The 25,068-nt window shown below is 48.7% G+C and carries 29 protein-coding genes; 14 read left to right on the forward strand and 15 right to left on the reverse strand.

From position 1 onward, the window contains the following. The first annotated feature begins 18 nt into the window (after positions 1-18). From AC6I8U_RS20875 to AC6I8U_RS20895, 5 genes are all read left to right on the forward strand, one after another. The gene (locus tag AC6I8U_RS20875; RefSeq protein ID WP_498019576.1) at positions 19-849 is read left to right on the forward strand and encodes a peptidylprolyl isomerase; all 831 of its coding nucleotides are present in this window, start codon (positions 19-21) and stop codon (positions 847-849) included. 13 nt (positions 850-862) lie between these two features. Beyond that, entirely contained in the window at positions 863-1,654 is a 792-nt protein-coding gene (modA, locus tag AC6I8U_RS20880) for a molybdate ABC transporter substrate-binding protein (protein ID WP_498019577.1), read from the forward strand. 29 nt (positions 1,655-1,683) lie between these two features. After that, the gene (gene modB / locus AC6I8U_RS20885) at positions 1,684-2,346 is read left to right on the forward strand and encodes a molybdate ABC transporter permease subunit (RefSeq protein ID WP_394153695.1); all 663 of its coding nucleotides are present in this window, start codon (positions 1,684-1,686) and stop codon (positions 2,344-2,346) included. 10 nt (positions 2,347-2,356) lie between these two features. Beyond that, positions 2,357-3,436 (forward strand): molybdenum ABC transporter ATP-binding protein, encoded by a 1,080-nt coding sequence (gene modC / locus AC6I8U_RS20890; RefSeq protein WP_498019578.1) that lies wholly within the window; start codon positions 2,357-2,359, stop codon positions 3,434-3,436. A 256-nt stretch (positions 3,437-3,692) separates the two neighbouring features. Beyond that, positions 3,693-3,983 (forward strand): nitrogen fixation protein NifQ, encoded by a 291-nt coding sequence (locus tag AC6I8U_RS20895; protein ID WP_498019579.1) that lies wholly within the window; start codon positions 3,693-3,695, stop codon positions 3,981-3,983. Positions 3,984-4,253: 270 nt separating this feature from the next. Here the strand turns inward: AC6I8U_RS20895 and AC6I8U_RS20900 are convergent, their stop codons facing one another. From AC6I8U_RS20900 to nifL, 4 genes are all read right to left on the reverse strand, one after another. Next, positions 4,254-4,502 carry a 4Fe-4S binding protein gene (locus tag AC6I8U_RS20900; RefSeq protein WP_498019580.1) on the reverse strand — a complete coding sequence of 83 codons (249 nt, stop codon included), beginning with the start codon at positions 4,500-4,502 and terminating at the stop codon, positions 4,254-4,256. Next, positions 4,480-5,766 carry a nitrogenase cofactor biosynthesis protein NifB gene (gene nifB / locus AC6I8U_RS20905; protein WP_498019581.1) on the reverse strand — a complete coding sequence of 429 codons (1,287 nt, stop codon included), beginning with the start codon at positions 5,764-5,766 and terminating at the stop codon, positions 4,480-4,482. Before nifB ends, AC6I8U_RS20900 begins: the two co-directional genes overlap by 23 nt. 180 nt (positions 5,767-5,946) lie before the next feature. Further along, positions 5,947-7,524, reverse strand: a complete 1,578-nt coding sequence (gene nifA / locus AC6I8U_RS20910) for a nif-specific transcriptional activator NifA (RefSeq protein ID WP_498019582.1) — start codon at positions 7,522-7,524, stop codon at positions 5,947-5,949. Between the two features lie 12 nt (positions 7,525-7,536). Then, on the reverse strand, positions 7,537-9,087 hold the full coding sequence (gene nifL, locus AC6I8U_RS20915) for a nitrogen fixation negative regulator NifL (protein ID WP_498019583.1): 1,551 nt from the start codon (positions 9,085-9,087) through the stop codon (positions 7,537-7,539). Positions 9,088-9,378: 291 nt separating this feature from the next. Between nifL and rsxA the strand changes: the two genes are divergently transcribed. From rsxA to AC6I8U_RS20960, 9 genes are all read left to right on the forward strand, one after another. Then, positions 9,379-9,954 carry an electron transport complex subunit RsxA gene (gene rsxA / locus AC6I8U_RS20920; protein ID WP_394153709.1) on the forward strand — a complete coding sequence of 192 codons (576 nt, stop codon included), beginning with the start codon at positions 9,379-9,381 and terminating at the stop codon, positions 9,952-9,954. A gap of 14 nt (positions 9,955-9,968) precedes the next feature. Next, positions 9,969-10,499 (forward strand): RnfABCDGE type electron transport complex subunit B, encoded by a 531-nt coding sequence (locus AC6I8U_RS20925; RefSeq protein WP_498019584.1) that lies wholly within the window; start codon positions 9,969-9,971, stop codon positions 10,497-10,499. Positions 10,500-10,518: 19 nt separating this feature from the next. Beyond that, the gene (gene rsxC / locus AC6I8U_RS20930; protein WP_498019585.1) at positions 10,519-12,012 is read left to right on the forward strand and encodes an electron transport complex subunit RsxC; all 1,494 of its coding nucleotides are present in this window, start codon (positions 10,519-10,521) and stop codon (positions 12,010-12,012) included. Beyond that, positions 12,005-13,000: an RnfABCDGE type electron transport complex subunit D gene (locus AC6I8U_RS20935; RefSeq protein ID WP_498018383.1), complete on the forward strand. Its 996-nt coding sequence runs from the start codon at positions 12,005-12,007 to the stop codon at positions 12,998-13,000. The genes rsxC and AC6I8U_RS20935 overlap by 8 nt, the downstream gene beginning before the upstream one ends. Position 13,001: 1 nt before the next feature. Continuing rightward, complete coding sequence (locus tag AC6I8U_RS20940; RefSeq protein WP_394153717.1) at positions 13,002-13,604, forward strand: RnfABCDGE type electron transport complex subunit G; 603 nt, start codon at positions 13,002-13,004, stop codon at positions 13,602-13,604. After that, complete coding sequence (locus AC6I8U_RS20945) at positions 13,597-14,274, forward strand: electron transport complex subunit E (RefSeq protein ID WP_394153719.1); 678 nt, start codon at positions 13,597-13,599, stop codon at positions 14,272-14,274. Before AC6I8U_RS20940 ends, AC6I8U_RS20945 begins: the two co-directional genes overlap by 8 nt. Further along, positions 14,271-14,519: an RnfH family protein gene (locus AC6I8U_RS20950; protein WP_498018384.1), complete on the forward strand. Its 249-nt coding sequence runs from the start codon at positions 14,271-14,273 to the stop codon at positions 14,517-14,519. The genes AC6I8U_RS20945 and AC6I8U_RS20950 overlap by 4 nt, the downstream gene beginning before the upstream one ends. 130 nt (positions 14,520-14,649) lie before the next feature. Beyond that, the gene (locus AC6I8U_RS20955) at positions 14,650-15,186 is read left to right on the forward strand and encodes a flavodoxin (protein ID WP_498018385.1); all 537 of its coding nucleotides are present in this window, start codon (positions 14,650-14,652) and stop codon (positions 15,184-15,186) included. Positions 15,187-15,924: 738 nt separating this feature from the next. Next, positions 15,925-16,224, forward strand: a complete 300-nt coding sequence (locus AC6I8U_RS20960; RefSeq protein ID WP_498018386.1) for a hypothetical protein — start codon at positions 15,925-15,927, stop codon at positions 16,222-16,224. A 12-nt stretch (positions 16,225-16,236) separates the two neighbouring features. Here the strand turns inward: AC6I8U_RS20960 and AC6I8U_RS20965 are convergent, their stop codons facing one another. The 11 genes from AC6I8U_RS20965 to phnF form a co-directional block, all read right to left on the reverse strand. After that, on the reverse strand, positions 16,237-16,881 hold the full coding sequence (locus tag AC6I8U_RS20965; protein WP_498018387.1) for a DapH/DapD/GlmU-related protein: 645 nt from the start codon (positions 16,879-16,881) through the stop codon (positions 16,237-16,239). Continuing rightward, complete coding sequence (gene phnP / locus AC6I8U_RS20970; protein ID WP_498018388.1) at positions 16,878-17,645, reverse strand: phosphonate metabolism protein PhnP; 768 nt, start codon at positions 17,643-17,645, stop codon at positions 16,878-16,880. Before phnP ends, AC6I8U_RS20965 begins: the two co-directional genes overlap by 4 nt. Next, positions 17,642-18,283, reverse strand: a complete 642-nt coding sequence (gene phnN, locus AC6I8U_RS20975; RefSeq protein ID WP_498018389.1) for a ribose 1,5-bisphosphokinase — start codon at positions 18,281-18,283, stop codon at positions 17,642-17,644. The genes phnP and phnN overlap by 4 nt, the downstream gene beginning before the upstream one ends. Positions 18,284-18,286: 3 nt before the next feature. Beyond that, positions 18,287-19,420, reverse strand: a complete 1,134-nt coding sequence (gene phnM, locus AC6I8U_RS20980) for an alpha-D-ribose 1-methylphosphonate 5-triphosphate diphosphatase (protein WP_042475237.1) — start codon at positions 19,418-19,420, stop codon at positions 18,287-18,289. Positions 19,421-19,434: 14 nt separating this feature from the next. Beyond that, positions 19,435-20,172: a phosphonate C-P lyase system protein PhnL gene (gene phnL / locus AC6I8U_RS20985; RefSeq protein WP_252016028.1), complete on the reverse strand. Its 738-nt coding sequence runs from the start codon at positions 20,170-20,172 to the stop codon at positions 19,435-19,437. Between the two features lie 24 nt (positions 20,173-20,196). Continuing rightward, on the reverse strand, positions 20,197-21,039 hold the full coding sequence (gene phnK, locus AC6I8U_RS20990; protein ID WP_498018390.1) for a phosphonate C-P lyase system protein PhnK: 843 nt from the start codon (positions 21,037-21,039) through the stop codon (positions 20,197-20,199). After that, positions 21,036-21,929 (reverse strand): alpha-D-ribose 1-methylphosphonate 5-phosphate C-P-lyase PhnJ, encoded by an 894-nt coding sequence (locus AC6I8U_RS20995; protein WP_128648164.1) that lies wholly within the window; start codon positions 21,927-21,929, stop codon positions 21,036-21,038. Before AC6I8U_RS20995 ends, phnK begins: the two co-directional genes overlap by 4 nt. Next, positions 21,926-23,029, reverse strand: coding sequence for a carbon-phosphorus lyase complex subunit (locus tag AC6I8U_RS21000; protein ID WP_498018391.1), 1,104 nt, complete (start codon positions 23,027-23,029; stop codon positions 21,926-21,928). The genes AC6I8U_RS20995 and AC6I8U_RS21000 overlap by 4 nt, the downstream gene beginning before the upstream one ends. Further along, positions 23,029-23,661 carry a phosphonate C-P lyase system protein PhnH gene (gene phnH, locus AC6I8U_RS21005; protein WP_498018392.1) on the reverse strand — a complete coding sequence of 211 codons (633 nt, stop codon included), beginning with the start codon at positions 23,659-23,661 and terminating at the stop codon, positions 23,029-23,031. The genes AC6I8U_RS21000 and phnH overlap by 1 nt, the downstream gene beginning before the upstream one ends. Before the next feature lie 185 nt (positions 23,662-23,846). Further along, positions 23,847-24,293, reverse strand: a complete 447-nt coding sequence (phnG, locus tag AC6I8U_RS21010) for a phosphonate C-P lyase system protein PhnG (protein WP_042474921.1) — start codon at positions 24,291-24,293, stop codon at positions 23,847-23,849. Next, on the reverse strand, positions 24,294-24,989 hold the full coding sequence (gene phnF / locus AC6I8U_RS21015) for a phosphonate metabolism transcriptional regulator PhnF (protein WP_498018393.1): 696 nt from the start codon (positions 24,987-24,989) through the stop codon (positions 24,294-24,296). Positions 24,990-25,068: the final 79 nt, after the last annotated feature.

Here is a 25,068-nt window from a genome sequence, read left to right on the forward strand (position 1 = left end):
TAAGAAGTAGGAGCGCTTATGGACAAGCAAATCCGGTTGTATTTGTCGATGAAAATGGCCACGGAGACGCACAACCTCAACCCGGATCGGTTGGATGACAAGCAGCAGGCGCAGTTGAAACACAGTGTGGACCGCGTATATCAGCTGCAGCAGCGGATCGTTAATAGTGATGAGGCACAGTCTGTCTTGGTGTCTAAAACCGACATTGAACAGGCGTATCAAACCTGTATCAATCAATGTGACTCTCTCCAGCAGTTTCAGGCTCTCATGAGCTCACAAGGTTTGACGGAAGAGGGGTTAAAGGCCGCGCTCGCTCGCGAGCTGATGTGTGACAAGGTATTAGATGAGATCTCGGATGCTGTGCCTGAACTACCTCGTGAGCAGGCGCTGGCGTACTATCAAAAGCATAAGATTGATTTCTCTCGTGGTCGTACTTGGAAACTGAGTCAAATCTTGATCACCATCAACCCTGATTTTGAGGAAAATCGACCAGATAATGCACTTAAACGCATCAACATGGTGCGAAAACAGTGTGAGCACATCGATTTTGGACAATTAGCGCTTGAGCACTCCGAGTGCCCGAGTGCACTAGAGGACGGTTTGCTTGGCTGGTGTGAGGAGGGCAAGCTGCACCCCGAGATTGTTGCCGAGCTTGCGGAATTGGAACAGGGTGCTCTTAGTCAGCCCATAGAGACCGAAGTTGGTTACCACTTGGTAATTTGTCATGACGCGAAGCCGCCATACGTTGCGCCTTTCGAAGAGGTACTGCCATTTTTACAGCAGCGACACCTGTCGCGCGCTAAATCCTTTATCCAGCGCCAATGGATGGCGCAGTTAACAAGTCAATAAAATAGGAGTCATTATGCTGAGACAAGCAATTATTAAACAAGCAATGTCAACACAACGAATACTCAAGCAGGCGATGAGTTGGCTTGTGTTGCCGCTTATATTGGCTATGACGTCGAGTAGCCATGCAGCGGAAGTACTGGTGGCTGTAGCAAATAACTTTAATCGACCGCTACATGCGATGGTCGATAGCTTCAATCAAGCAACCGGTCATCAGTTGGTGGTCAGTACCGGCTCGTCTGGGCAAATCTTTTCACAAGTGCAAAATGGCGCGCCTTATGACGTGTTTCTGTCTGCAGATCAAAAACGCCCGACTGCATTGGTTGAGAATGAGCTTGCAACCGAGCAGATGACTTATGCTGAAGGGCGTGTTGTTCTTTGGTCCCCGATTCATGATCTCTATATCGACCCCATCTCTTATTTACAACAGGGCAAGTTCCTGCATATCGCCCTTGCTAATCCCAAGGTTGCACCGTATGGAGTCGCCGCCACTCAGGTGTTGGAGAAGCTTGATCTTTCTGACAAACTGAAACCTAAAGTCGTCATGGGTAAGGGGCTCAATCCCACCTATCAATATGTCGTCACGGGCAATGCCGAGCTCGGATTCCTCGCGATGTCACAAGTGATAGAAGATGGCGAACTGCTGCCAGGAACCATCTGGCAGATACCAGACTCGCTCTATGAGCCTATCAAGCAAGATGCGGTGCTACTCAATCATGGCCGCGATAACCCTGCAGCACAGGCATTTATGACCTATCTGCGTTCACCTCAGGCCAAAGCCATTATTCAAGACTTTGGCTATCGCTAACCGAGGTGCTCAGTATGTGGGATTTGGATATGAGCGTCATTGTTATTACGCTCAAACTAGCGGCAGTGGTGACGGTGTGGGTGCTATTGATCGCGGTACCTGTTGCGTGGTGGTTGTCTATTACGTCTAGCCGTTTTAAGGCAGTGGTGATTGCATTGTTCACGATGCCTATGGTGCTTCCACCTACGGTATTGGGCTTTTATTTACTGTTGCTGATAGGTCCTAATGGGCCGGTCGGCCAAATTGTTGCGTGGTTGGGATTGCCCCAGCTTGCGTTTTCATTCTCAGGTATTGCGATCGCTTGTATCGTCCATTCTCTGCCCTTTGTATTGCAACCACTGCAAAACTCGTTTGAGGCCATTGGCAAAACACCGCTGGAGGTTGCTGCGACGTTGCGGGCATCACCGTTAGACAGCTTTCGCAGCGTCACGCTGCCTCTTGCGTGGCCTGGTATTTTTTCGGCCGCGATCATGGGGTTTTGCCATACACTCGGCGAGTTTGGGGTGGTGTTGATGATTGGTGGCAATATACCAGGAAAAACGCAAGTCATATCGGTAGAAATATACAACTATGCAGAGGCGTTGGAGTTCGAAAAGGCGCATATTCTGGCAGGTGGAATGGTGCTGTTTTCTTTTGTCTCTTTGCTAGTGATGTACTGGCTCAACAGTCGTTATAGCCAATGGGCGCAGTAGGAGGGCATATATGGGAGCAATGCTTGCGCAATTTAACATCACCTATTCAGATTTTCAGTTGGCGGTTGACCTATCATTGCCTGCAACGGGGGTGACTGTGCTGTTTGGTCGCTCAGGTTCGGGAAAAACGACCTGCTTGCGAGCGATAGCGGGCTTAGACAAACAAGTCCAAGGCTATTTTTCTCTGCAGGGTGATGTGTGGCAGGACAGTCGTGAAGGTTGTTTTACTCCCACGTATCAAAGAGAGCTTGGTTATGTGTTCCAACAGGCAGGGCTGTTTCCTCATCTATCGGTCGATGAAAACCTCGAGTTTGGGAGAAAACGGATTGGTGTCGAGGCACGAAAAGTCGATAAACAAACCATTTGTGATTTGCTAGGCATAAGTGACCTGTTGAGCAGAAGGACACACAACTTATCAGGAGGCGAGTGTCAACGGGTGGCGATTGCTCGAGCGCTGTTAACCTCGCCTAAGTTACTTTTGATGGATGAACCGCTATCAGCGCTCGACAATGGGCTCAAAGCGGAAATTCTGCCCTATCTTGAAAAGCTCCATCGAGAGCTATCGATCCCAATCATCTATGTCACCCATAGCGTTGCTGAAGTGGCTCGCCTCGCTGACTACTTGGTGTTGTTCGAAAAAGGACAAGTGGTGTCGAGTGGACCTGCGGCACAAATCATGGCCGATCCACAGTTTGAGTTTCTGTTTGGCGAGGAGATGGGCTGTGTGCTGGATGCTCAAGTGACACATCATTATCAAGACCAGATCACGGCATTAAGTGTCGGGGATGAGGTGCCGCTGTTCATCCCCCAACATGTTGGCGTTATTGGCGAAACCCATCGTTGTCGTGTGCTGGCATCCGATGTCAGTATTTCGTTGGTCGCTCCCGAGCGAACCTCTATTCTCAACATCTTACCCGCGAGTATTGTTGAGTGCACGCCAGCGAAAAGACTCGGTGAACAGATGGTGGTGCTGGAGCTGGCAAATAAGAGTCGGTTACTTGCGCTTATCACTCAGCGCTCCGCTTTGCAGTTGCAACTCGAGAAGGGGCAGGTCGTATGGGCACAGATAAAGTCGGTGGCAATTTGTTAACTCGACACGGAGGCAGTGTGACAAAACAGTACGAACTAGAGGCATTTTGGCGTCCGATGCTCACGGCTTATAGTGAGGGGAGGACGGCGCAACCACCTTATATGGGGCTTGAGTCTTGGTGTTTTGAACAGCTGTATTACAGCGCGTTTCCTCGACAAAACTCAGTGAATAGTGCGATACATCAAAACTCTAACAGATTGACTTACCAACTGCTTTTTCCCAACGCGAGGATGAACGGCAGCAACTTATCGAGCTGTTGATAGCTTATGGGCGCCAGGATTGTTGGTACTTAACTGAAGCGGTTCACGTTGTCGCATCGACCTGCCTAGGGCCAAGCCATCTATGGTCCGATCTAGGACTCCCAAGCCGTCAAGTCTTGGGTGAAATGATTAGTTTCTACTTCCCTGAGCTACACCAAATAAATCAAAACAATATGCGCTGGAAACGCTTTTTCTATCGACAACTCTGCCAACAAGGCGGCGACTATATTTGCCGAGCCCCCAGTTGCGGAGAATGCAGCAGCTACAGTGAATGCTTTGGCGATTAGCCCCCATTTTAAGGGACACACACTTTTATCCAGCGGCTGCGCTGTCATAGCTCGTTCTATTATTGTGACTGACGGTCCTTAATTTCTGCTGATCATTAGATATTTTTTATCCAACTCAGGAAAATCGCGTTTCACAGTATTAATCAATGAACCTTCGTAACGCAATTCTGTTTAGCACAAGTTGGTGTATGTCCGGTAAATTAGGTAGGACTTACCTTTAAAAGTGCGTGTCTTGTTTAAATGATAAGTCACGCCTTGCTGTCAGCTAAATTAAACACACAAACCCGTGAGGCTGCCTTTGGGGTTCATTATCTTGCCGAACTGATCGTTGATTGCTTCCTCAACAGGGCAAATCGAGACGCATTGAGGGTGCTCAAAGGTGCCGACGCAACCTCTACAGCGATTTGGATGAATGGTAAAAAAGCGGTCATCTTCAGCACTGTTAGAGATTGCGTGGCTTGGGCATACCAACTTACAAGCGTGGCAGCCTATGCATTTATCCGTAATGACGTATTTCATGTTTTACCTCTGTTTGGATGTCAAGATCCATTGTTAATGCCAGTGTAGATAGCGCGGTTTCAACTTTAGTAAATGCGAAGTCGATATTGGGTGTAATACCTAAGCGCTCAAGTTGTTGCCATGGGGTGATACCTATTCGCGAACACAGTATGGTTTGGCAATCTTTGATGGTATCCATTAGCAGTGATTTGTACTCTTCATTGTCGTTGCAATCGTTACGACCACGACAGTATTTAGAGGCAATGCGGGTCTCTTCGAAAGTAAACTGTGCTCGTTTCACGTCGAATGTGTAAACATCAAATCTATCGGCGTAGCCAAAATGGGTCTGAATGACGTTCTCAATAGATGGGCTCTGGTGCGCAATTGCAACACGATAGTGTGTAGTCGGGAGTGCCTCGATGGTTTCGGCTTGACTACAGGGCTCTCCAAGAGTGCCCACGGCATCAGCTCGGCATTGTTGGCAATGTGTCATTTGGGCGATATGTTTCGCAGAGTCTTGACGTGCACGGTCTAGTTGCTGTTCGTTGGGACCTGACTGTCCCGAAATGCCAAAGTAGGTGCCGTGTTTAGGATCGGAGATGAGTGGCATGATGTTGTGGAGCATGGCCCCCAATTGACTGACTTTTTCTGCAACCGCCTCGATATGTGAGTCATTAATGCCGGGGATCAAGACGGTATTCACCTTGACCAGCATACCGGCTTGAGCGGCAGCTTCGAGCCCTTCAAGTTGACGCTTAATCAGCGTTGATGCCGCTTCGACACCTCTCAATCTGCGATGGTCAAAGTAGATCCATGGATATATTTTTGCGCCAATATGTGGATCAACACAGTTAATCGTGATGGTGAGATGATTAATGCCTGCGGCGAGTAAGGGCTCGATGTAGTCAACCAGCGCAAGTCCATTTGTCGAGATACACAGCTGCACCTCTGGATTATGCTGACGAACGAGCTCAAGTGTTTTGAAGGTGGCAGCAGGGTTAGCGAGAGCATCTCCTGGGCCCGCAATCCCAACAACGCTTAAATTGGGAGAGCGGCTTGCGACGGCTTGGTAGCGCTTGAATGCACCGTGTGGGTCGACTAGGTGAGAGACAACACCAGGGCGAGATTCATTACTGCAATCATACTTTCGGTTGCAGTAGTGACACTGAATATTACACGCCGGCGCCACCGGGAGATGAATTCGAGCATACTGGTGGGCATTTTTAGAATAGCAAGGATGTTGTTCTATCTTGTCTTGTATGTCCTTTCGAAAGAAATGGCTCACTTTGCTCCCTGGGCTTTCGTCTATTATTTTCGCTTCTTTTGGCATAAATCACCTCTCCGATATGTTGTTATGAAGAGTTACGTTGCAAGGCTTGTTCCCTATTCATGTTTAATAAAAACAAATAGTTACAATGACTTATTGGGTTGTTGATGCGACAATTGTCCGAAACCTGACAATGGCTCACAACTGCTTCATATCGATATTCATGATCTGAATGCGATAGGCGATTTGTCTTGGTGTCATATTAAGCAGTCGAGCAGCTTTAGCTTTTACCCAGCCGGTTTGCTCGAGAGCATCGATGACGGCTTGACGTTCATCGACCGGCGCGAACCTGCCCACTTCAGTGACGGGTTGATGGACCGCTGAGCGCTGCTGTGGCGGTTGTCCTGCATGCGGCATTGATATCGATGGCTTGTCTGGAAATGAGATGACGTTCTGGTCAATTACACCAGACTCAGTCAGTATCGCCGCTCGCTCAATAGTATTTTGCAGCTCCCTCACATTGCCGGGCCAAGAGTGTGACATCAGCACTCGCAGCGCAGCATCGGTGATCGAAAGCTTGCGCTTTTGCTTCTTACTTAAGTTATTTATCATAAAATCCACTAGGTCAGGGATGTCGGGCAGTCGTTCGCGCAGCGGCGGCAATTGCATCGGCATGACATTAAGACGATAGTAGAGATCCTCTCGAAAACTGTCGTTTGCAACCTCGGCCTCGAGGTTACGGTTGGTGGCGGCAATTATCCGAACATCAACCGAGATCGTATCGACGCCCCCCACGCGCTCGAATTCTTGCTCTTGAATGACTCGCAGTAACTTCGCTTGGAAGGCTGGGCTGGTTTCTCCGATCTCATCAAGGAAAATGGTTCCATTGTGGGCCATCTCAAACCGCCCTTTACGCTGTTTAACTGCCCCAGTGAATGCGCCTTTTTCGTGACCAAATAGCTCCGACTCTAGTAAGTTGTCTGGCAGGGCTGCACAGTTGAGTTTGACGAACGCATTGCTGGCGCGCGATGAGTTGTAATGGATAGCGTTAGCGATGACCTCTTTCCCTGTGCCTGATTCTCCGCGTAGCAGTACGGTCGAGTCCCACTTAGCAACCAATCGCACCTGCTCAAAAATCTGCCGCATGGCTTGAGTATGACCGACTAAGTTGTCAAAGCTGTAGTTGTTACGAACCTTTCGCCGTAGCCCATCGCGCTCTTTTTGAAGCTGCACCTGCTTGTTTTCGACCTGGTGGGCGAGTAATACGTTTTTCGCTATCAAGCTCGCAATCATCTCTAAGAATCGACACAACACAGAGATATAGTCATCTGAACTATATAGAGGCTGAGCGGAGAGCGCTCCAATCGTGTGGTTTGCGGCATCCTTCAATGGCACACAGATAAATGGTTTGGTGTAATCATACAAGGCAAGCTTATTGGCAAAGCGCATGTCCCGACTAAGGTCGCGGATCACGATGGTTGAATTTTGCAACAAGAACTCTCCGATAATACCTTCGCCCGCTTTGTAGCTCACATTAGTATCGACGGAGCTGTTTTCTCCATAAGGCGAGTGGACAGACTTTACCAGCATTATGTTTCTTGCTACATCCTTAATCGCGAGTATTCCACAGAGTAATCCGCACTCTTCGTGAAGTATTCTCAACACACGGCTGGTGGATTCGCAGTAGTTCAAGCTACTGTTAAGCTCACGACTGATTTCATACATTGAGGTGAGCAAAAGGTGTTCCATTTGAGCGATGGAGTGGATGTCATTCATTGGCCTTTCTCCTCAGCTGGTGGTTGGAAAAATCAGTCGGAACACAGTTCCACTATCGTGGCAACTGCTGTCAATCGTTAGCGATGCCGAGTGGTCATTGACGACTTGTTGAATTATGGTCAAGCCAATGCCATGACAGCCGCTTTTGATAGCAGGTTTGCTGCTGTGAAAAGGTTGAAATACTCGGTGTCGCATATTTAATGGGATACCACAGCCATTGTCTTCGAAGGAAACGATAACCTCATCGTCATTCTGCTCGGTGGTAATCAAAAGCTGACCGTTGAATTGTTTGGCTTGTTGGATAGCATCAACGGCGTTCTCGATAAGCTGGTCGAACGCCAAAAGCAGTCGATAAGGTTTACCGGAAATGCTTGGTAGGTCGGAGGTTAGATTCAATGTCACTTCCGTGGATGACTTGATCAGTATCTTAGTGTTCATTGCGATAGCGTCGGCCAGCAGTTGATTGATGTTTACTGGCTGAAGCGCCTCAGGTTGCCGCTCTGGGATGGCTCGCTTTAATTCCTGTAAAGCATGCTGGGCCGATGCCATTGCACTGTCCATTGCAGTTAGGCCGGGACAGGCATGATTATTTTGTTTCAGTATCGTGGTGGCGGACTCTATCATGTTTAACGGTCCTTGAAGTTGATGCTGTGTGGCCATCATGACTTCTTGAAGCGTGTGGACATATTTGTTGTCACTGGTGATATGGGAGATGGTCGTGATCCGTTTCTCTTCAACCTGTTTTTTTTCTTTGGTCCTATCAATGATGCCAATGATGGTGCAGTAACTGGTATGAGTGTCGAAATAGGCTTCTGTTGCGATGTCACTATAGGGTACCGTTTTTAGAATGTACTCTAACCATCGCTCGTTAGGCTCCCTGTCTTCGTCAAGGCACAAAGTTTGACTATTTGTCAGTGAATCAGTGAGATATTGAGTTATAGAGGGCTGCCCACATTGACATTCCAAGTGTTTCGATAGTTTTGACATCGGATCGATGCTGAGTGACTGTGCCAGTTTACTGTAGTTGTCATTGCTAAATATGATTCGGTCTTGGCTATCGATGATCCCCATGGCGATGGGGGCAGAGCTTAGCACCTGCTCAAATAAAGCGACGTGGTTTTGCTGCTCTACCTCGAGCCGATGCTGCTCGGTGACGTCTTTTTGAATGGTGTAATAAAAGGTTTGTCCACAGTCGCTGATAAAGGGGGTGATGGTTAGCTCAGCGATATAGAGGCTGCGGTCTTTTCTTCGGTTAACTAAGCGTCCTTGCCAAGTATTTCCAGCGCTGATAGTACGCCACAGCGCTTGATAAACCTCTTTGGGGGTGGTTTGGTACGAGAGCATCGAGCAATTGCTACCGATTAGCGCCTCGCGATCGTAGCCAGTCATTACGCTAAAGCATTGGTTAACCTCACACATATTGCCTGTACTGTCGGTGATGGCAATCGCAACGGGAGCGTTTGACACGATATGTTTGAAAATAGCAGAGCCAAATAATGCTGATGGCGTCATCGCCGTTGTTTCTGGCCCTTCCGTCAAGTTCGAATTCTGTTTTGGAATCATAACCCACTCCTTGTCTAGCGCGTTATGAGCATCAATGCATTAACCATTCCAATCGCTTATGTAAATGAATTCAATGGCTAAAAGAACTAAGTTTGTTTGATTTTGGACAAATTATGCACAAGTCAAACGGCTTTGTAGGGTTTGCGACAAACAGCGTTGCGCGCCAAAAATCGGAAATTAACTAGAGAAGTCGGTAACTTATGGAGCCGATTGAACTTTTATAGTGCATTCTTTGCTTGGCATGAGCTGTGCAAACATCCCAGACATCAAAAGTGTAAAAGAGGGCGTTGGATGTCAGAGGGAATTGTGATCTTTATCGGCGCGGCATTTGTCAATAATGTCATTTTGGCCAAATTTTTGGGTTTGTGTCCCTTTATGGGGGTATCGAACAAAATCAGTAGTGCACTTGGAATGGGGATCGCGACCACCTTTGTTTTCACCATTGCGTCGCTAAGTACCTGGCTTCTCGATCGTTATGTGTTGTCTCCTTTGGGCATGGAGTTCTTGAGGATTATCGCCTTTATTCTGCTTATTGCATCGGTGGTACAGCTCACCGAGCTCTATGTGAAAAAGCACGATCCTGTGCTCTACCAATCTCTGGGCGTATTTTTACCGCTCATCACCACCAATTGTGCAGTTTTGGGCGTGGCGTTGCTCGCGGTTCAAGATGGTCTGTCGTTTTTCAACACCTTGATGTTCACCATCGGTTCTGCAGTCGGGTTCACTATTGTGATTGTGCTTTTTGCGGGATTACGAAGTCAGTTAGCCCTCAACCGAGTGCCAGCTGCGTTGCAAGGTTCACCTATTGCCTTTATTACCGCAGGCTTACTCTCAATGGCCTTTATGGGCTTTGCTGGCATGGTTTAGAAAGGGAAGAAGTAATGATAGCTGTAATCGTTTTTTTTGTTCTCGGAGGCTTATTGGGGCTGATACTAGGCTTCGCATCCAAGCTCTTCAAGGTGGAATCTAACCCGTTGGTTGATCAGGTTGAAGCCCTTATGCCCGGTGGCCAGTGTGGTCAGTGTGGCGAACCAGGATGCCGCCAAGCAGCAGAAGCCATGGTTCGAGGGGCGCTTGCTCCAACCTCTTGCCCTCCTGGTGGTACCGCACTCTCGACGGCTGTTGCCGAACTTCTCGGATTGAGTATTGAGCGTAGCGAAGATGACAAGGTGTGGGTTGCTAGAATCGAAGAGGCTCGATGCTCAGGGTGTACGCGTTGTTATAAAGCGTGCCCGTTTGATGCCATTGTCGGCGCAAACAAACAGGTCCACACCGTTATCAAGGATGTCTGTACCGGATGCAAGCTTTGCTCGCAGGTTTGCCCACAAGACTGTTTAAGCATAGAGCCTCTGACCCCGGATGTGGCGGCATGGTTTTGGCCTAAGCCGATAGATGTAAAACAAGCTAGCTGATTAGCTTCAAGGAACGAATATGCGGATCAACTTTACAGCCCCATTCAAAGGGGGAATTCATCCAAGGGCGTACAAATCGTTAACCAACAATAAAGCGATCGCTAAGAACTTTTGGCCGAAGGCTGTCTATTTAAGTCTGCAATTGCGTAATGGCGCTGTGTTAGAGCCGTTAGTTGCCGTTGGTGAAAAAGTCGTGCGAGGTCAGGTTATCGCCGTTGGTCGCACAGCCATGATCGCACCGCTGCATGCGCCGGTGAATGGCATTGTCACCGATATTACCAATTATCTAACGGCGCACCCTTCTAAGATCAAAGCACAAACGATCGTCATTCGTGCTAATCAAGACCGAAGTTGGGGAGTCGTCAAACCGAAAGGGAATATTTATGGTCATTCGGCTGAGCAAATCATCGATATGATCGACAATGCCGGCATTGTTGGACTGGGTGGAGCAGGATTTCCTACCGCCGCAAAGATGAAGTTTGCCCGTCAAGCGAAGGTACATACCCTAGTGATCAATGGCGGTGAGTGCGAGCCGTATCTGACTTGTGACGATCTCACCATGCAAGACCATGCTGCGGAGGTTATAGCCGGAGTCCGCCTGTTACTGAAAGCAAGCGGTGCCAGCAAGGCTATTGTGGGTATTGAGGATAATAAAGCATTAGCATTTGAGCGTATGCGCGCTGCGAGTTCAGAAGATAACAACATATCGGTTGTGATGGTGCCCTCCATCTATCCGATGGGTTCGGAGCGACATCTGATCAAAACGGTCACTGGCATTACCATTCCTTTGGGCGCACTTTCTACCTCGGTAGGGATCTTGGTTAACAACATTGCCACGGCTCAGGCTGTTTTTCATGCGGTGGCCTATGGGCATCCACTGGTGTCTCGCATCGTGACCGTATCAGGTAAAGGTATTGAGTCAGCGCAAAACGTGGTGGTGCCTATAGGGACACCAGTACGAGACCTTATTGCTCATTGTGGTGGAGTTGCCGAGAATACTGAGCGGCTTATTTTTGGCGGTCCCATGATGGGTCAGGTAGTGACATCCCCCCAAGTTCCAATCGATAAGACCGTCGGTGGTGTATTAGCGCTTTCAGAGCAAGAGGTCCAACCTAGGCGGCAGCAAGAGTGCATTCGTTGTGGGCAATGTGTTCGTGCCTGTCCGATGGGGTTGATGCCATTCCAAATCGCCGCACAGACTCGTCAATCGGAGTTTAAGCAAGCGCAACGACTCGGTGTTGAGCACTGTTTGTCTTGTGGTGCGTGTAGTTATGTGTGTCCCTCATCCGTACCTCTAGTTCAATATTTTCAGCACGCTAAAGGGGCGATCAGAGCCACAGAGCTAACGGCGAAAAAATCGGCGCAAGCCAAAGCACTGACAGAAGCAAGAAAGCAGCGACTAGCGGCCGAACTTGCGGCCAAGAAAGCCGCGAAAGCTGCAAAAGCGGCTGGTCGTAAAAAAAGAGCACGCACACCGCGAAGTCAGTCCACAGAGGAGGTGGTCAATGATTAATTATGAGTTGAGTTCTGCCCCGTTCTCACACAGTGAAAACTCCAGTGTACGAATCATGTATATCGTATGCATGACCTTAGTACCGCCGTTAGTATTTGGCGTGTATCAATTTGGCCTCAATGCCTTGCAGCTTGTGCTCACCTGCGCTGTAACTGCGGTGGTGGTTGAGGCGACATGTTTAAAAATGATGGCGAGAAGCCCGCTCGCTTGTTTTGATGGTTCGGCCTTACTGACGGCAATGCTCCTCGCCATGAGTCTTCCTCCAACGGCGCCGCTGTGGATTGGAGTGTTAGGTAGCAGCTTTGCGATTATTGTTGGAAAGCAGATATATGGTGGGCTCGGGCAGAATCTGTTTAACCCAGCCATGTTGGCTCGGGTGATGTTGATTATTTGCTTTCCGATTGAGATGACAGCTTGGTCAGCGCCGTCACCTATCGACTTTAGCAACAATTTGGTGTCTGTCCCGTTAACGTGGTTGGAGTTTGACGGGGTGACGGCGGCGACGGCGTTGAGTGCAGAGGCTTTGCCCTCGCAAGAGACGATGGCATTGTTTTTTGGTAACCAGGCTGGGAGCTTGGGGGAAACCAGTGCATTGCTGCTGTTACTGGGTGGTGGCTATCTTCTTTATAAGCGTTTAATTCATTGGGCAATACCTTGTTCGCTGCTGCTTGGCGTTGCTGTGCCTGCTGCGATAAGTCATTGGTGGGCCCCTAGTGATTTTCTCCCAGTTCATACCCATCTGCTCGCTGGTGCCACTATGTTAGCTGCGTTCTATATTGCGACCGATTTGGTGACATCACCGACCAGCATCCGTGGACAGTTTGTTTACGGTGCCGGGTGTGGACTACTGATTTGGACCATCCGTAGTTTCGGTAACTACCCCGAGGGGGTGGCGTTTGCGGTTTTGATCATGAATGCGACCGTACCACTGATTGATTACTACTTGAGGCCAAATGTATTTGGTAGCAAAGCAGTTAAGGAGGGGTGAGATGGAGTGGTCACTAGAAAACTGGAAACAGAGAGTCTCTTATCAAAGCGGGTTGTTAGCGCTGAGCTGTACATTGGCCGCCACTTTGCTAGTGGCAACACAGTACGTCACTAAGCCTATCATCGAGATGCGCATACAAGAAGACCAAAACATCTTGCTTGGCGAGGTTCTCGACGGTCAACCATTTGCTAATCAGGTCTTTTCCGAGGGACAAGTTTTTTCTATTGAGGGAAGCGAATATCACTATTTTATGGTGCGAGATGCGCAAGGGAATCTGATCAGCTACGTGATTAAGGGAGAGCAAGAGGGCTATTCAGGCAAGATACAGTTCCTTGTTGGCGTTGGTCTTGATCAACAGATAAGCGGAGTTCGCATTATTAGTCATACCGAAACCCCAGGCTTAGGCGACAAGATAGAGCGCGCGAAGAGCGATTGGGTGCTTAGCTTTAACGGCCTTTCACTCGCGAATACTCAAGGCTGGAGGGTAAAAAAAGATGGTGGCGACTTCGACCAATTTAGTGGTGCAACGATCACCCCTCGTGCGGTAGTAAAAGGGGTTCATCAAGCGCTTAAAGGATTAGCACAGGAGGTAGGCAATGAGTAAATATCGAACGATAGTCAGTCAAGGGATGTGGGGCAATAATATCGTTATCGGTCAGTCACTGGCGCTGTGCCCCCTACTGGCTGTTACCAGCAGTGCTACCAATGGATTAGGCCTAGGGCTCGCCACCACCGCTGTTATGGTGGCCGCCAATGTGCTTGTTTCCCTCGCCAAGGTGATGATCAGTAAAGCGGTTAGGATCCCCGTCAACATCATTATTATTGCAACCTTGGTGACGATGATTGATGCCATCCTCAACGCTTGGCTTCATCCGCTCCATAAGGTGCTTGGGCTGTTCATTCCGCTTATTGTCACCAACTGTGCCATCTTAGGGCGTGTGGAGTCTTTCGCGAGTCGAAATCCGCTTTTGCCAGCCCTTGTAGATGGGCTAGCTATGGGGCTTGGCTTTACTTGGGTGCTGGTGGCCTTGGGTGGGATCCGCGAGATTATCGGTAGTGGCACCTTGTTTAGCAACGCGAGTTTGTTGCTTGGGGAGCAGTTTGCATTTCTCGAGATGACGGTGATAGCGGACTATCACGGGCTGTTGTTGGTTATTCTGCCACCAGGAGGCTTTTTAGTATTGGGAGCCATACTTGGGATCAGGCAAAAGCTGACCCTAGTCAGTGAAGAAAAACAGCACGCCGAAGAGGTGACAGCGAGGGGGAGTGTATGAAGGTGAGTGTGGTCTATGCGCTTGAAAGTGAGCAAGTTTGGCTTCCGGTAGAGGTTGAAGTTGGGGCTACGCTGATGTCGGCAATCCATGAATCTCGGATCTTGACCATGTTCCCCTCAATTGATCTTGAGCAACAAAGGGTGGGGGTATTTGGAAAGCTCTCCTCGCTAGAGGCGGTCGTCAATGAAGGGGATAGGATTGAGATTTATCGCCCCTTAATCTGGGTTGCACAAGACGACGAGTAATTGTCCACTTTGCGACAATGTGTCACTTTTTCTCGAACGATGAACAATTAATCCCTTAAAAAACAGTGTGATAAGTTCGGAATGGGAATTGCATCTCTAACAATGAATACTAAGGGTTAAGGAGAACAAAATGGCTCGTGTAGGGATTTTTTTTGGTACAGATACAGGAAGTACTCGCAAGGTGGCAAAGCTTATCCATAAGCAGTTAGGAGATGAGGTTGCAGATAAACCTGTCAACATTAATCGCTGTGATGCGGATGTGTTCGCGAAATATGATATCTTGATCCTGGGTACTCCTACCTATGGAGAGGGACTATTACCAGGTTTAACTGCGGAATGTAGTGAACAGAGCTGGGAGGAGTTCAGCCCAAATTTTGAGGAGCTTGATCTTACTGGAAAAATAGTAGCTTTGTTTGGACTTGGGGATCAAGTGAACTACCCAGATGAGTTCGTTGACGGCTTAGGGGAACTTTACGACCTAGTTATGGATGTTGGCGCAAGTGTAATTGGACGTTGGCCAATAGCCGGTTACGACTTTAATGATTCTACAGCTGTAGAAGAAGGTGAGTTCGTTGGATTAGTCATTGATAAGGACAATCAGGCCAGTCTTACCGACGAACGCATTGCTCACTGGGTTGAGAAAATTACGTCCGAAATGGGTATTTAGAAGTAGAATCTTTTCTCTGCAAATCAATATGTCCCATGATCTGTCATTGAGGTCACCTCTCTTTTGCAAAGGGGTGATCACTTTGGGAGATCAGTCAATCTTTCTATGGCAGATCCACCTCATAGAGTTTGATCGTTTATGTGTTAGCCTGTAAAACTCAATACCTTTTTTTGATAAATAAAGTCTGATCAAAAAAGAACGGTCGTTCACCATGGTTGTTTAGCGTAATGACAAAGTCGCATGGTAATTAAGGTACGATAGAATCGCTTGGTTATCACAAATAGGAAGCTACCTATTTCAACTCATTTTTGGACAAAAGTTTCTTGTTGATACCAACCCCTCAGCTCACCAGATATTTGTCATCCTCACGAAAGTGAGGATCTCCTACCACGTGTAGGTAACTGAAAATAATCGACTAAGTCACGAAGTTCAACTTTTCAACGCGTTGAACGAGCCCCCTATTTCAAGGGGATGACGGTGATTTTTGGCATGGTTTGAAACAACGAAACGGGGCAAAACCTTGTCAGAACTAAAATAAAACCACGACAAAAAGCATCGTAAGTTTGGAACCTTATTGTTCAACGACAGCAACATCAAAAAAATACCAAGTGCTCAAAATGTGCGTTCTAACCAATTGAAATCTTAAATTGTTGAGTAAGCGAGGCTTTTTGTGAATCAAATGTTTTACCATTGTGTGGTCCGCAGTAGTTTTAACACTGACACAGATGGTGGTAGAAAATGGAATCAACAAGTACAAGCTGTACACCTCGCCAAGCAAACATCAACGCCGCTTTCGGCTCTCTCGTCGTTGTCGCAGTAGCGATCTTCTATATGGATATTTTGGGAGGCACCCCATCGATACTCTTTGCTATCGTTGCTTCAATAGCATGTGTCGCGAATCTGCGTCATTTGTTTATTCAGCCCAAGACAGATAACAAAGACGTCAAGGTAGCAAACGAAACGGTGGAGAGTATTCCAGTGGTCGAGCAACAGACTCCTCCACCGCGTAAGAGACCCAATCTATATTTGGTTAAATAAGCAGTAGCTCCACTACTGCATATTCTCAAAATGCGCCAAAAACTCCACTGTATCTTTCTGAAACAGCGGCAGTGCCATTGCGATTTGTTCATCGCTCCAGTTCCACCATGCCAACGCCTCTAGCCTAGGTCCAAAAGTCTTATCTTCAAAACGTGGACGCAGTACGCGAGCTGGATTGCCGACCACAATGGAATATGGAGGAACGTCTTTGGTTACTACGCTGCCAGCCCCCACGATAGAGCCGTTACCGACCGTAAGGCCTGGGAGAATAATCGCGCCGTGTCCAATCCAAACATCATGACCGATCACGACCTTATCTTCCTCGCGCCAGCTAAACACTTCGTCATCCAGTGTGGATGGGTTCTCGCCTAGTCCATATTTTCCCGGACGATAAGTGAAGTGATGTAATGTTGGACGCCACCATGGGTGGTTGCTTGGGTTGATTCGCACTGCGGCAGCGATAGAGGTGAATTTGCCAACAGTGGTGAACATTAGATTACTATCGTTTTGGATATAGCTGTAGTCACCCACGGTCACATTGTTGAGTACGCAGCGCTCAGCAATTTCGGTCCAGCGACCCAATTCTGTGCGATGTAATCTGCTGCATGGTGTGACGCTTGGCGCAGCAGATAGTGTTGGTGATAGTGGCTGACTCATAATAGGATCTCCTGTCCGTCATTGAGAATTTGAAACTGGCCTGAAAAGCGTTGCGGATTGTGTTTTGCCCAAAGCAGCAGCTCATGCCCCACATGCATGATGCCGATGTGTTTCGCTTGGGTGTCTTTTGCTATTTTCTCCACTTGGTAGAGATCGTTGTGGTTATTGCTAACCCTGGTTTGCTCGCATTCGATGGGGGGGTAATTACAATCAATGATGATCCAATCAAGGCTTCGCTCTTTAAGCCACTGAGTCGTTTCACTAGGCAAACCGTTGGTATCCGTAAGATACGCAATACTCTGCCCCTCAAATTCAAAGGCGTAACCTAGAGTCAGCTTGGAGTGGATAAGAGGAAGCGGCGTGACCGTGATACCCTGCCACTCAAAGGATTCGAAAGGATAAGCTCGGAAAGAAAAGTCGAGTACGCCAGGGTGTTTGTAGAGATCATCACAGCCCTTAGCATCGTCTGGTGAGTGAACGGGAATTGATGCCCCTTTCCCCCAGCGTAAATCAAACAAGCTGTGGACATGGTCCATGTGATAGTGTGTTAACAATATTTTATCGATCGTACCTGAGGGGAAACGATCGAGAAGATCGGAGGCATTGGCATCCAAAAGCAGTTTGCGACCTTGGTGCTCGAGATACGCGGAGCTTTTTTCTCGGCGCAGTGTCTTATCAAGCCTCGCTGCTGAGCATATCTCACAGTCACAACCCCATACAGGCACCATGGCACTGTCTCCGGTGCCAAGCATCACCAATTTCATGACTGCGCTTCCTCAAGCTTTGCTCGCACTTGACGAAATTGGTCGACACTGTGGGCAATGTCAGCGCTGTTATCGATATGATGACAACCTTGCTGACTAGCAATGGCAAAGTCCGTTGCCCGCTTGAGCCTGCGCTCAATCTCTTGCGCTGATTCACGACCACGAGACTCTAGACGTTCACGAAGCACTTCTAGATTTACATTCACAACAACGGGCACTAGACCATCACCAAAAGTCTGCTTTGCTTGCTCAAGCTCCGCTCGCGAGCCATTGAGAACAACGGAGAATCCACTGTTTAACCAAGACTTCACTTCCACGCCTACACCATAACAAAGACCATGCGCTTGCCAGCTCATTGCAAACAGCCCTTTGGTTTGCCTAGAGAAGTACTCGGTTTCGCTGATGGCGATATGGTTTTCTCCACCAGCGCCAAACGGACGAGTGATATAACGATGGGCAACAATAATGTCTTCGGGAAACTCTGCGCGAATCGCATCAATTAGGGTATCTTTGCCAGCGCCAGAGGGGCCAATGATATAGTAGATCTTCCCCTTGGTATCAGTCGCCCCAGACATCGAGGATGGCGTTGATGAAAAAGAAGCATCCGAAGATGCTTCTAAATTAAGTACGTCTATCATTGGCTAGAATACCTTCTTGCCTTCACGCCACACGCGCGCCACTAATGGGTGGCCATCGACTTGCTTGGCTAATACCAAATCTGCGCGCTTGCCTTCGGCGATTACACCTCGGTCATTCAGGCTCAGAGCTTCAGCAGGGTTCTTGGTCACGAGCTGTACTGCTTGTGGCAAGGTCAGGCTGTTACGCTCATCCCAAGAGAGCTTATAGATACCTTCAAGTAAACTCATTGGGTAGTAGTCTGAAGACAAGATATCCAAAACGCCATGAGACGCCAGTTCATGTGCTGCCACGTTACCAGAATGAGAACCACCACGAACAACGTTAGGCGCGCCCATTAGTACCTTCAAACCTAGTTCATGAGACTTTTTAGCGGCTTCTACCGTCGTTGGGAACTCAGCAATCACCATCTCAAGATCTTTTGATTCTTGAACGTGGGCGATAGTCGCATCATCGTGACTTGCCATCGGAATACCAAGCTCACGACACTGACGACAGATCTCATTACGGTTTTGCGTTGACCAGCGGTTAGAGAGCTCGACCTGCTTTCTCTCAAACTCCGCCATCTCGCTGTCTGACAGATTATGCTTGCCTTGGTAGTAAGTACGATACTTCTCTACATCGACAAATTGACGCTGACCTGGCGCATGATCCATTAGCGATACCAACTGCACCTCAGGCAAATTGGCATACTTTTCAAACATACCAACGGTCGTCTCATGCGGCACTTCACAGCGTAGGTGTAGCCTGTGTTCAGCGCGTGTCAGGTTGCGTTTTTGACTGTCGACAACTGTGCTGATAAATAGATCCAAGTTAGTTTGGCGCTTTTCATCTCTAAAGTCGCCTAGCGCTACAGCATCAAGCACAGTAGTGATACCCGATCCAATCAACTGGGTGTCATGCGCACTCATCGCGGAGAATGGTGGCCAATCTACTTTCGGGCGAGGCGTAAAGTATTGCTCCAGATTGTCCGTGTGCAGTTCGATAAAGCCCGGCATCAAATAGTCACCTTCGCCATCGTACGCGCCAGCAACCTGACTTTGTGAATCCGACATGCTGACGATCTTGCCGTCACGCATTTCGATTGAGCCTTTTACTACTTCGTTCTCAAGAACCAAATTTACATTGGTGATAATCATGCTGCGTTCTCCCGTTATGCGCATGCTGAGATTGGATTCGACTGAGCATTCTCCTGCTCAATCTGCTTTTTCACGTCATAGAGTCGGTCTGCGACTTGATCGCGCGTCGCTGCATCGTGGAAGATGCCGACAATGGCTGCGCCACGCTGCTTAGCTTCATGAATCAAGCTAACGACAACAGCGCTGTTGGTAGCATCCAGTGAAGCTGTAGGCTCATCAAGCAGAAGAATTGGATAATCAACGATAAAGCCACGCGCGATGTTGACGCGCTGCTGCTCACCACCAGAGAACGTCGCAGGCGCTAGATTCCATAGGTGCTCTGGTACATTTAGACGAGTAAGCAGGGTTTTCGCTTTTTGCTCAGCGAGAGTGCGGCATCCGCCCATTTCCAGCATCGGCTGCATTACGACTTCAAGCGCACTAATGCGTGGAATCACGCGCAGAAACTGGCTTACCCAACCGATGGTGTGTTTGCGAACATTAATGATTTCACGTGGCTGCGCTGTTGCGATATTGACCCAGCGACCTTGGTGCTCAACCTCAATATCACCGGTATCGACCAGATAATTGGCGTACAAGGCGCGAAGTAGCGTTGATTTACCTGAGCCAGAGCGACCGTTCAGTACTACACACTCACCACTAGCTACATTGAAGTCCGCACCTTGTAGTACGTCGAGCTCGATGCCATTTTGATTATGCAGAACAAAGGTTTTGCTCACGTTTGAAACTTTGATTTTGGTCTGAGTTGTCATGATTGAAAATCCTTAGTTCGGCGATCAGTTCTGCAAGACAGAAGAAACCAGTAGCTGGGTGTATGGGTGTTGAGGATCGTCGAGAACCTGATCCGTTAGTCCTGTCTCAACGACTTCACTGCGACGCATCACCATCAAGCGATGAGCAAGTAGGCGAGCCACGGCTAAATCGTGGGTTACGATAACAACGGCAAGTTCCAGTTCTGTGACAAGGCGGCGCAATAGATCGAGTAGTTTCGCCTGTACCGACACGTCCAACCCACCTGTTGGCTCATCCATAAAGATAAGCTTCGGATGCGTCACCAAGTTACGGGCAATTTGCAAACGCTGCTGCATACCGCCAGAGAAGGTCGTTGGCATATCATCGATGCGATCTTGTGGGATCTCGACATCCGTTAGCCATTTTGTTGATTCCTCACGGATATCACCGTAATGGCGCTTGCCAACCGCCATCAAACGCTCACCAATGTTACCGCCCGCGGAAACACGACCACGCAGCCCATCCATAGGGTGCTGATGAACCACGCCCCATTCCGTGCGCAATAGCTGACGACGCTGGCTTTCGGCCATTTCATATAAGTCTTCAAGCTGAGTAATTTGGTCTTCACCACGACCGCGAATATAGAGCACGTCGCCACTATCTGGAGTTTGACGACCTGATAGTGATTTCAACAAGGTACTTTTACCTGAGCCAGATTCGCCGACAATGCCGAGCACTTCGCCAGGAAACAGATCAAACGATACGTTAGTAAAGCCCTTACCCGGCGCATAAAGCTTAGTGAGATTACGAACTGAAAGAAGTGGCTGCTCACTATCAGCATACTCATTGCTATGTTTGTTTTGATTGACTAGCGCTGACGTGTTCATGCGTAATTCTCCATCTTCTCAGCTTGCTGTTTTTCCACTTGTTCGCTGCAATAGTCTGTATCGGAACAGACAAACATGTGATTGCCTTCGTCGTCCATCACGACTTCATCAAGGAATGTGTCCGTCGCGCCACAGATAGCACAAGGCTCATCCCATTTTTGAATCTCAAACGGATGGTCTTCGAAATCTAAGCTCTGCACCTTAGTGTATGGAGGAACGGCGTAAATACGCTTTTCACGACCAGCACCAAATAGCTGTAGTGCCGCCATGTTGTCCATTTTCGGGTTATCGAACTTCGGAATTGGCGATGGGTCCATGATGTAGCGGTCATTAACCCGAACGGGATACGCATACGCAGTTGCAATGTGACCAAAACGAGCGATGTCTTCATACAACTTGACGTGCATAATTCCGTACTCTTCAAGGGCATGCATTTTTCGAGTCTCGGTCTCACGAGGCTCAATAAAGCGCAGCGGCTCAGGGATTGGCACTTGGTAAACCAGAATTTGATCTTTCGAAAGCCCAATTTCTGGAATACGGTGACGTGTCTGAATAATCGACGCATCGACAGTTTTTTCGGTAGTTTTCGCACTGGCCACCGACTTAAAGAACTCTCGAATCGAAACAGCATTGGTCGTGTCATCCGCACCTTGGTCAATCACCTTTAGTGTGTCGGCCTCACCAATGATCGCAGCGGTAATTTGCACGCCACCCGTACCCCAGCCATAAGGCATTGGCATCTCACGACCACCAAACGGGACTTGATAGCCCGGAATAGAAACTGCTTTAAGTAGCGCGCGGCGAATCATGCGTTTGGTTTGCTCATCAAGGTAACCATAGTTGTAGCCGGTCACGCCTTGTGCATGGGTGTTGGTTTGTGTTTGGCTCATGACTGGCTCTCCTGCTGCTCGCCTTGAGTTTGAGTAAGTTCTTCATGCTCTTTGTGCATCTTGCGAAGCAGTTCAAGCTCGGCTTGGAAATCGACGTAGTGAGGCAGTTTCAGGTGGGAAACAAAGCCTGCTGCTTCTACGTTGTCAGAGTGAGACAGTACAAACTCCTCATCTTGAGCCGGACCATCCACTGCTTCATCGTATTCAGCGGCTTGCAGCGAACGGTCGACCAAAGCCATCGACATTGCCTTGCGTTCAGTAGAACCAAATGTAAGACCATAGCCACGTGTCAGCTTGGCTTTCTCAGTCTTGCTGCCCACAAAGCCATTCACCATCTGACATTCCGTTAGCTCAATCTCGCCAATATCGATAGAAAACCCTAACTCCTCTGGCACCAGGGATAGGTCGCAAAAACCGATGCGAATCTCCCCCGCAAACGGGTGATTGCGTCCATAGCCACGCTGAGTTGAATAACCTAACGCTAGTAAGAAACCTTCATCACCACGCACAAGATTCTGTAGGCGTGCACTGCGATCACATGGATAATTCACAGGATTCATCGTGATGTCTTCAGGAACTTGTTGGTTGTCTTGCTCAGCGGTCATCAGATCCAGTTTTTCCAGAATTCCCATCACCTGAGGGCACGCTTCCATTGCCGTCGATTCCGACGTATCAACCTGTGGGGTTTCACCCTCAGCAAGCAAGCTAAAATCGAGCAAGCGGTGGGTATAATCGTAAGTAGGACCAAGAACCTGGCCGCCCGGAAGATCTTTATAGGTCGCCGAAATACGGCGCTCGATGCGCATCTCGCTGGTATTCACTGCCTCAGATACCGATAAGCGAGGAAGAGTTGTGCGATAAGCTCTTAGTAAGAAAATCGCTTCTACTAAATCGCCATTGGCTTGCTTCACTGCAAGTGCGGCTAACTCACGATCATAGATACCGCCTTCGGTCATTACGCGGTCAACACTGCCAGATAGCTGCTCACTAATTTGTGCAACGGTAAGCTCTGCAAGTTCTGGATTGCCGCGACGTTTCTGAGCTTGGAGTTGATGAGCGTTGTTAATGGCTTTCTCGCCACCTTTTACTGCAACGTACATTAGTTCACCTCGATATGAGTGGTGCGTGGGAGACAAGCGATGGCATCATCACTAACCAAGACCAAGTCAATGCCAAGCGGGAAGGCAAAGCGTTGTTGGCGCTCAAGCAAGAAATGTTGAAAACCCACAGGTACATCGCCGATGTTAAGCGTGGTGGTTGATTCAATACCTGGACCCGCAAGCGTCAGTGATACGCCGTCTTGAGCTAGGTTGTGATTTGCGCTGCTGCTAAGCGTGCCTAGTTCCACAATCACAGTGGTCGATTGATCTGGATACTCTTCACAGCCAGTATTGAAAGCAATGTTGGTCCAATCAAAAGTGGCGAGATCGCGCTCAGCAATCACGGCAAATGAGGCGTCGTTTTGCTCTTCTGTCATTGGGCTGCCGCAGTGAAAGCGGATGTTCTCACGAATCGCAGCATCATCTTGATGCGATGGTGATAGCCAAATTGGCGTTGCGTTATCAGCAAGGCTGAGTAGCGTTTGCGTTGATGCTTTGTGCATAGCGCCAAAGCCTTCGCTTTTAGTGAGCCTAACAATCTCGCTTGGCTCCGACATTGCTTTTAATAGCAATCGAAAGCAGTGCTGGCTGTCATGAACTGCGTCTTGGAATGCAGTAGTGATGGTTGTCATGGTGTTCTGCCTATTTGTGTTGGCTGCACGCCAACTCTTCATTCTTGTTTGTCAGCTGCGATTTAGGAAATCTACCTTGGGAGTGCGCTTTGGGTAGATTCCTGCCTGTGCAGGAATGACGGAAAGTTGGGCTATTTTGTTAGCCTTTGGTAAGTCTTCGCTCGAAGCTAGTCTTCTCCGCGGACCTAGTCTTCACCACGGACCATAGTGAAAAAGTCCACCTTACTGGTTGCGACTTCTTTGGCACGCTGTTGCTGCTGCTCTTGTTTGATTGCTGCTAGCGGCTCTATTACTGCATTCATCAGCAACTCATTGTGAGTTGAGGTTTGCAAAAGACCGTCGATCACCGCCGCGAGCTCAGCTTGTGCTTTGTTTCTGCCGCGCAGATAGCTGTAACCCATTTCTCCGCTAGCGAGCTTAACGACAGCGCGGGTAATCGTGGCGTCGCCCATGTTGAACTCACGCCCAGTGCCACCCATGCGAGCACGCACTTGAGCAAGCCCGATTTCTGGTTGGCGAACCATTTGGTAGTCCGCTTCTAGGTTGGTCGCGCTCCATAAGCGCTCTAGCTCGTTGTGCTGGCTTTGTGCTAACACTGACATCCAGCTTTGTCTTTCAGTCACAGCCGTCATTTAATGCTCCATTACTATTTCGGTTGCGTCGGAACGGCTATTGGAGCTAGAAAACTCAGCCACAATGTTGGTTCCTTTGATAACGTTTTTGGTTTTGACTTTTAGAATTGGCGTACTCTGCGTAATTTGCAGTAGACGACATTCTTCGTTGGTAGGGACTTTGGCACCGACTCGTGTCTCCTTGCGCTCAAGCTCGATGTCGAGACCACGTTTGATAAATCCGTGCAGAGACCCATTGTGAAAATTCTTCAATACTCGCCACCAGCTGAGGTCAGGAAGGTAGTGGTCGATGATGGTGCGCGGGCACTCTTCGGTGCGTCGAAGGGTACGGATGTGGATGATTTTGACGCCCTCCTCTACACCCAAGTACTCGGCAATTTTCATCGGTGCGGCAACGACACGACTCTGAATCACTTCACAGCGCGGTCTGGCACCTTGCTCAATCAAGTTCTTGGTAAAGTGAGCGCCAGAGTGAATGCGATAATCACTTGGTTGTCTCACCACCATGTTGCCCTTGCCTTGATGCCTTTGAACCATCCCGGTATTCACTAACTCATCAATAGCACGGCGCAGCGTATGACGGTTGACCTCAAACCGCTGCGCGAGTTGGCCTTCCGACGGTAGATACTCTCCCGGCGTATATTGCTCCCGAACTTCTTGGTCTAAGACCGATGCGATATCTAGGTAAACTGGCATATCCACTCCTTCCACTTGTGAGTTGTCTAGACAAGTTTGGCTAAATTGAAAATGAATCTAGCTCGCTACACTCGTCGTA

The organism is Vibrio sp. KUL80, assembly GCF_059725495.1.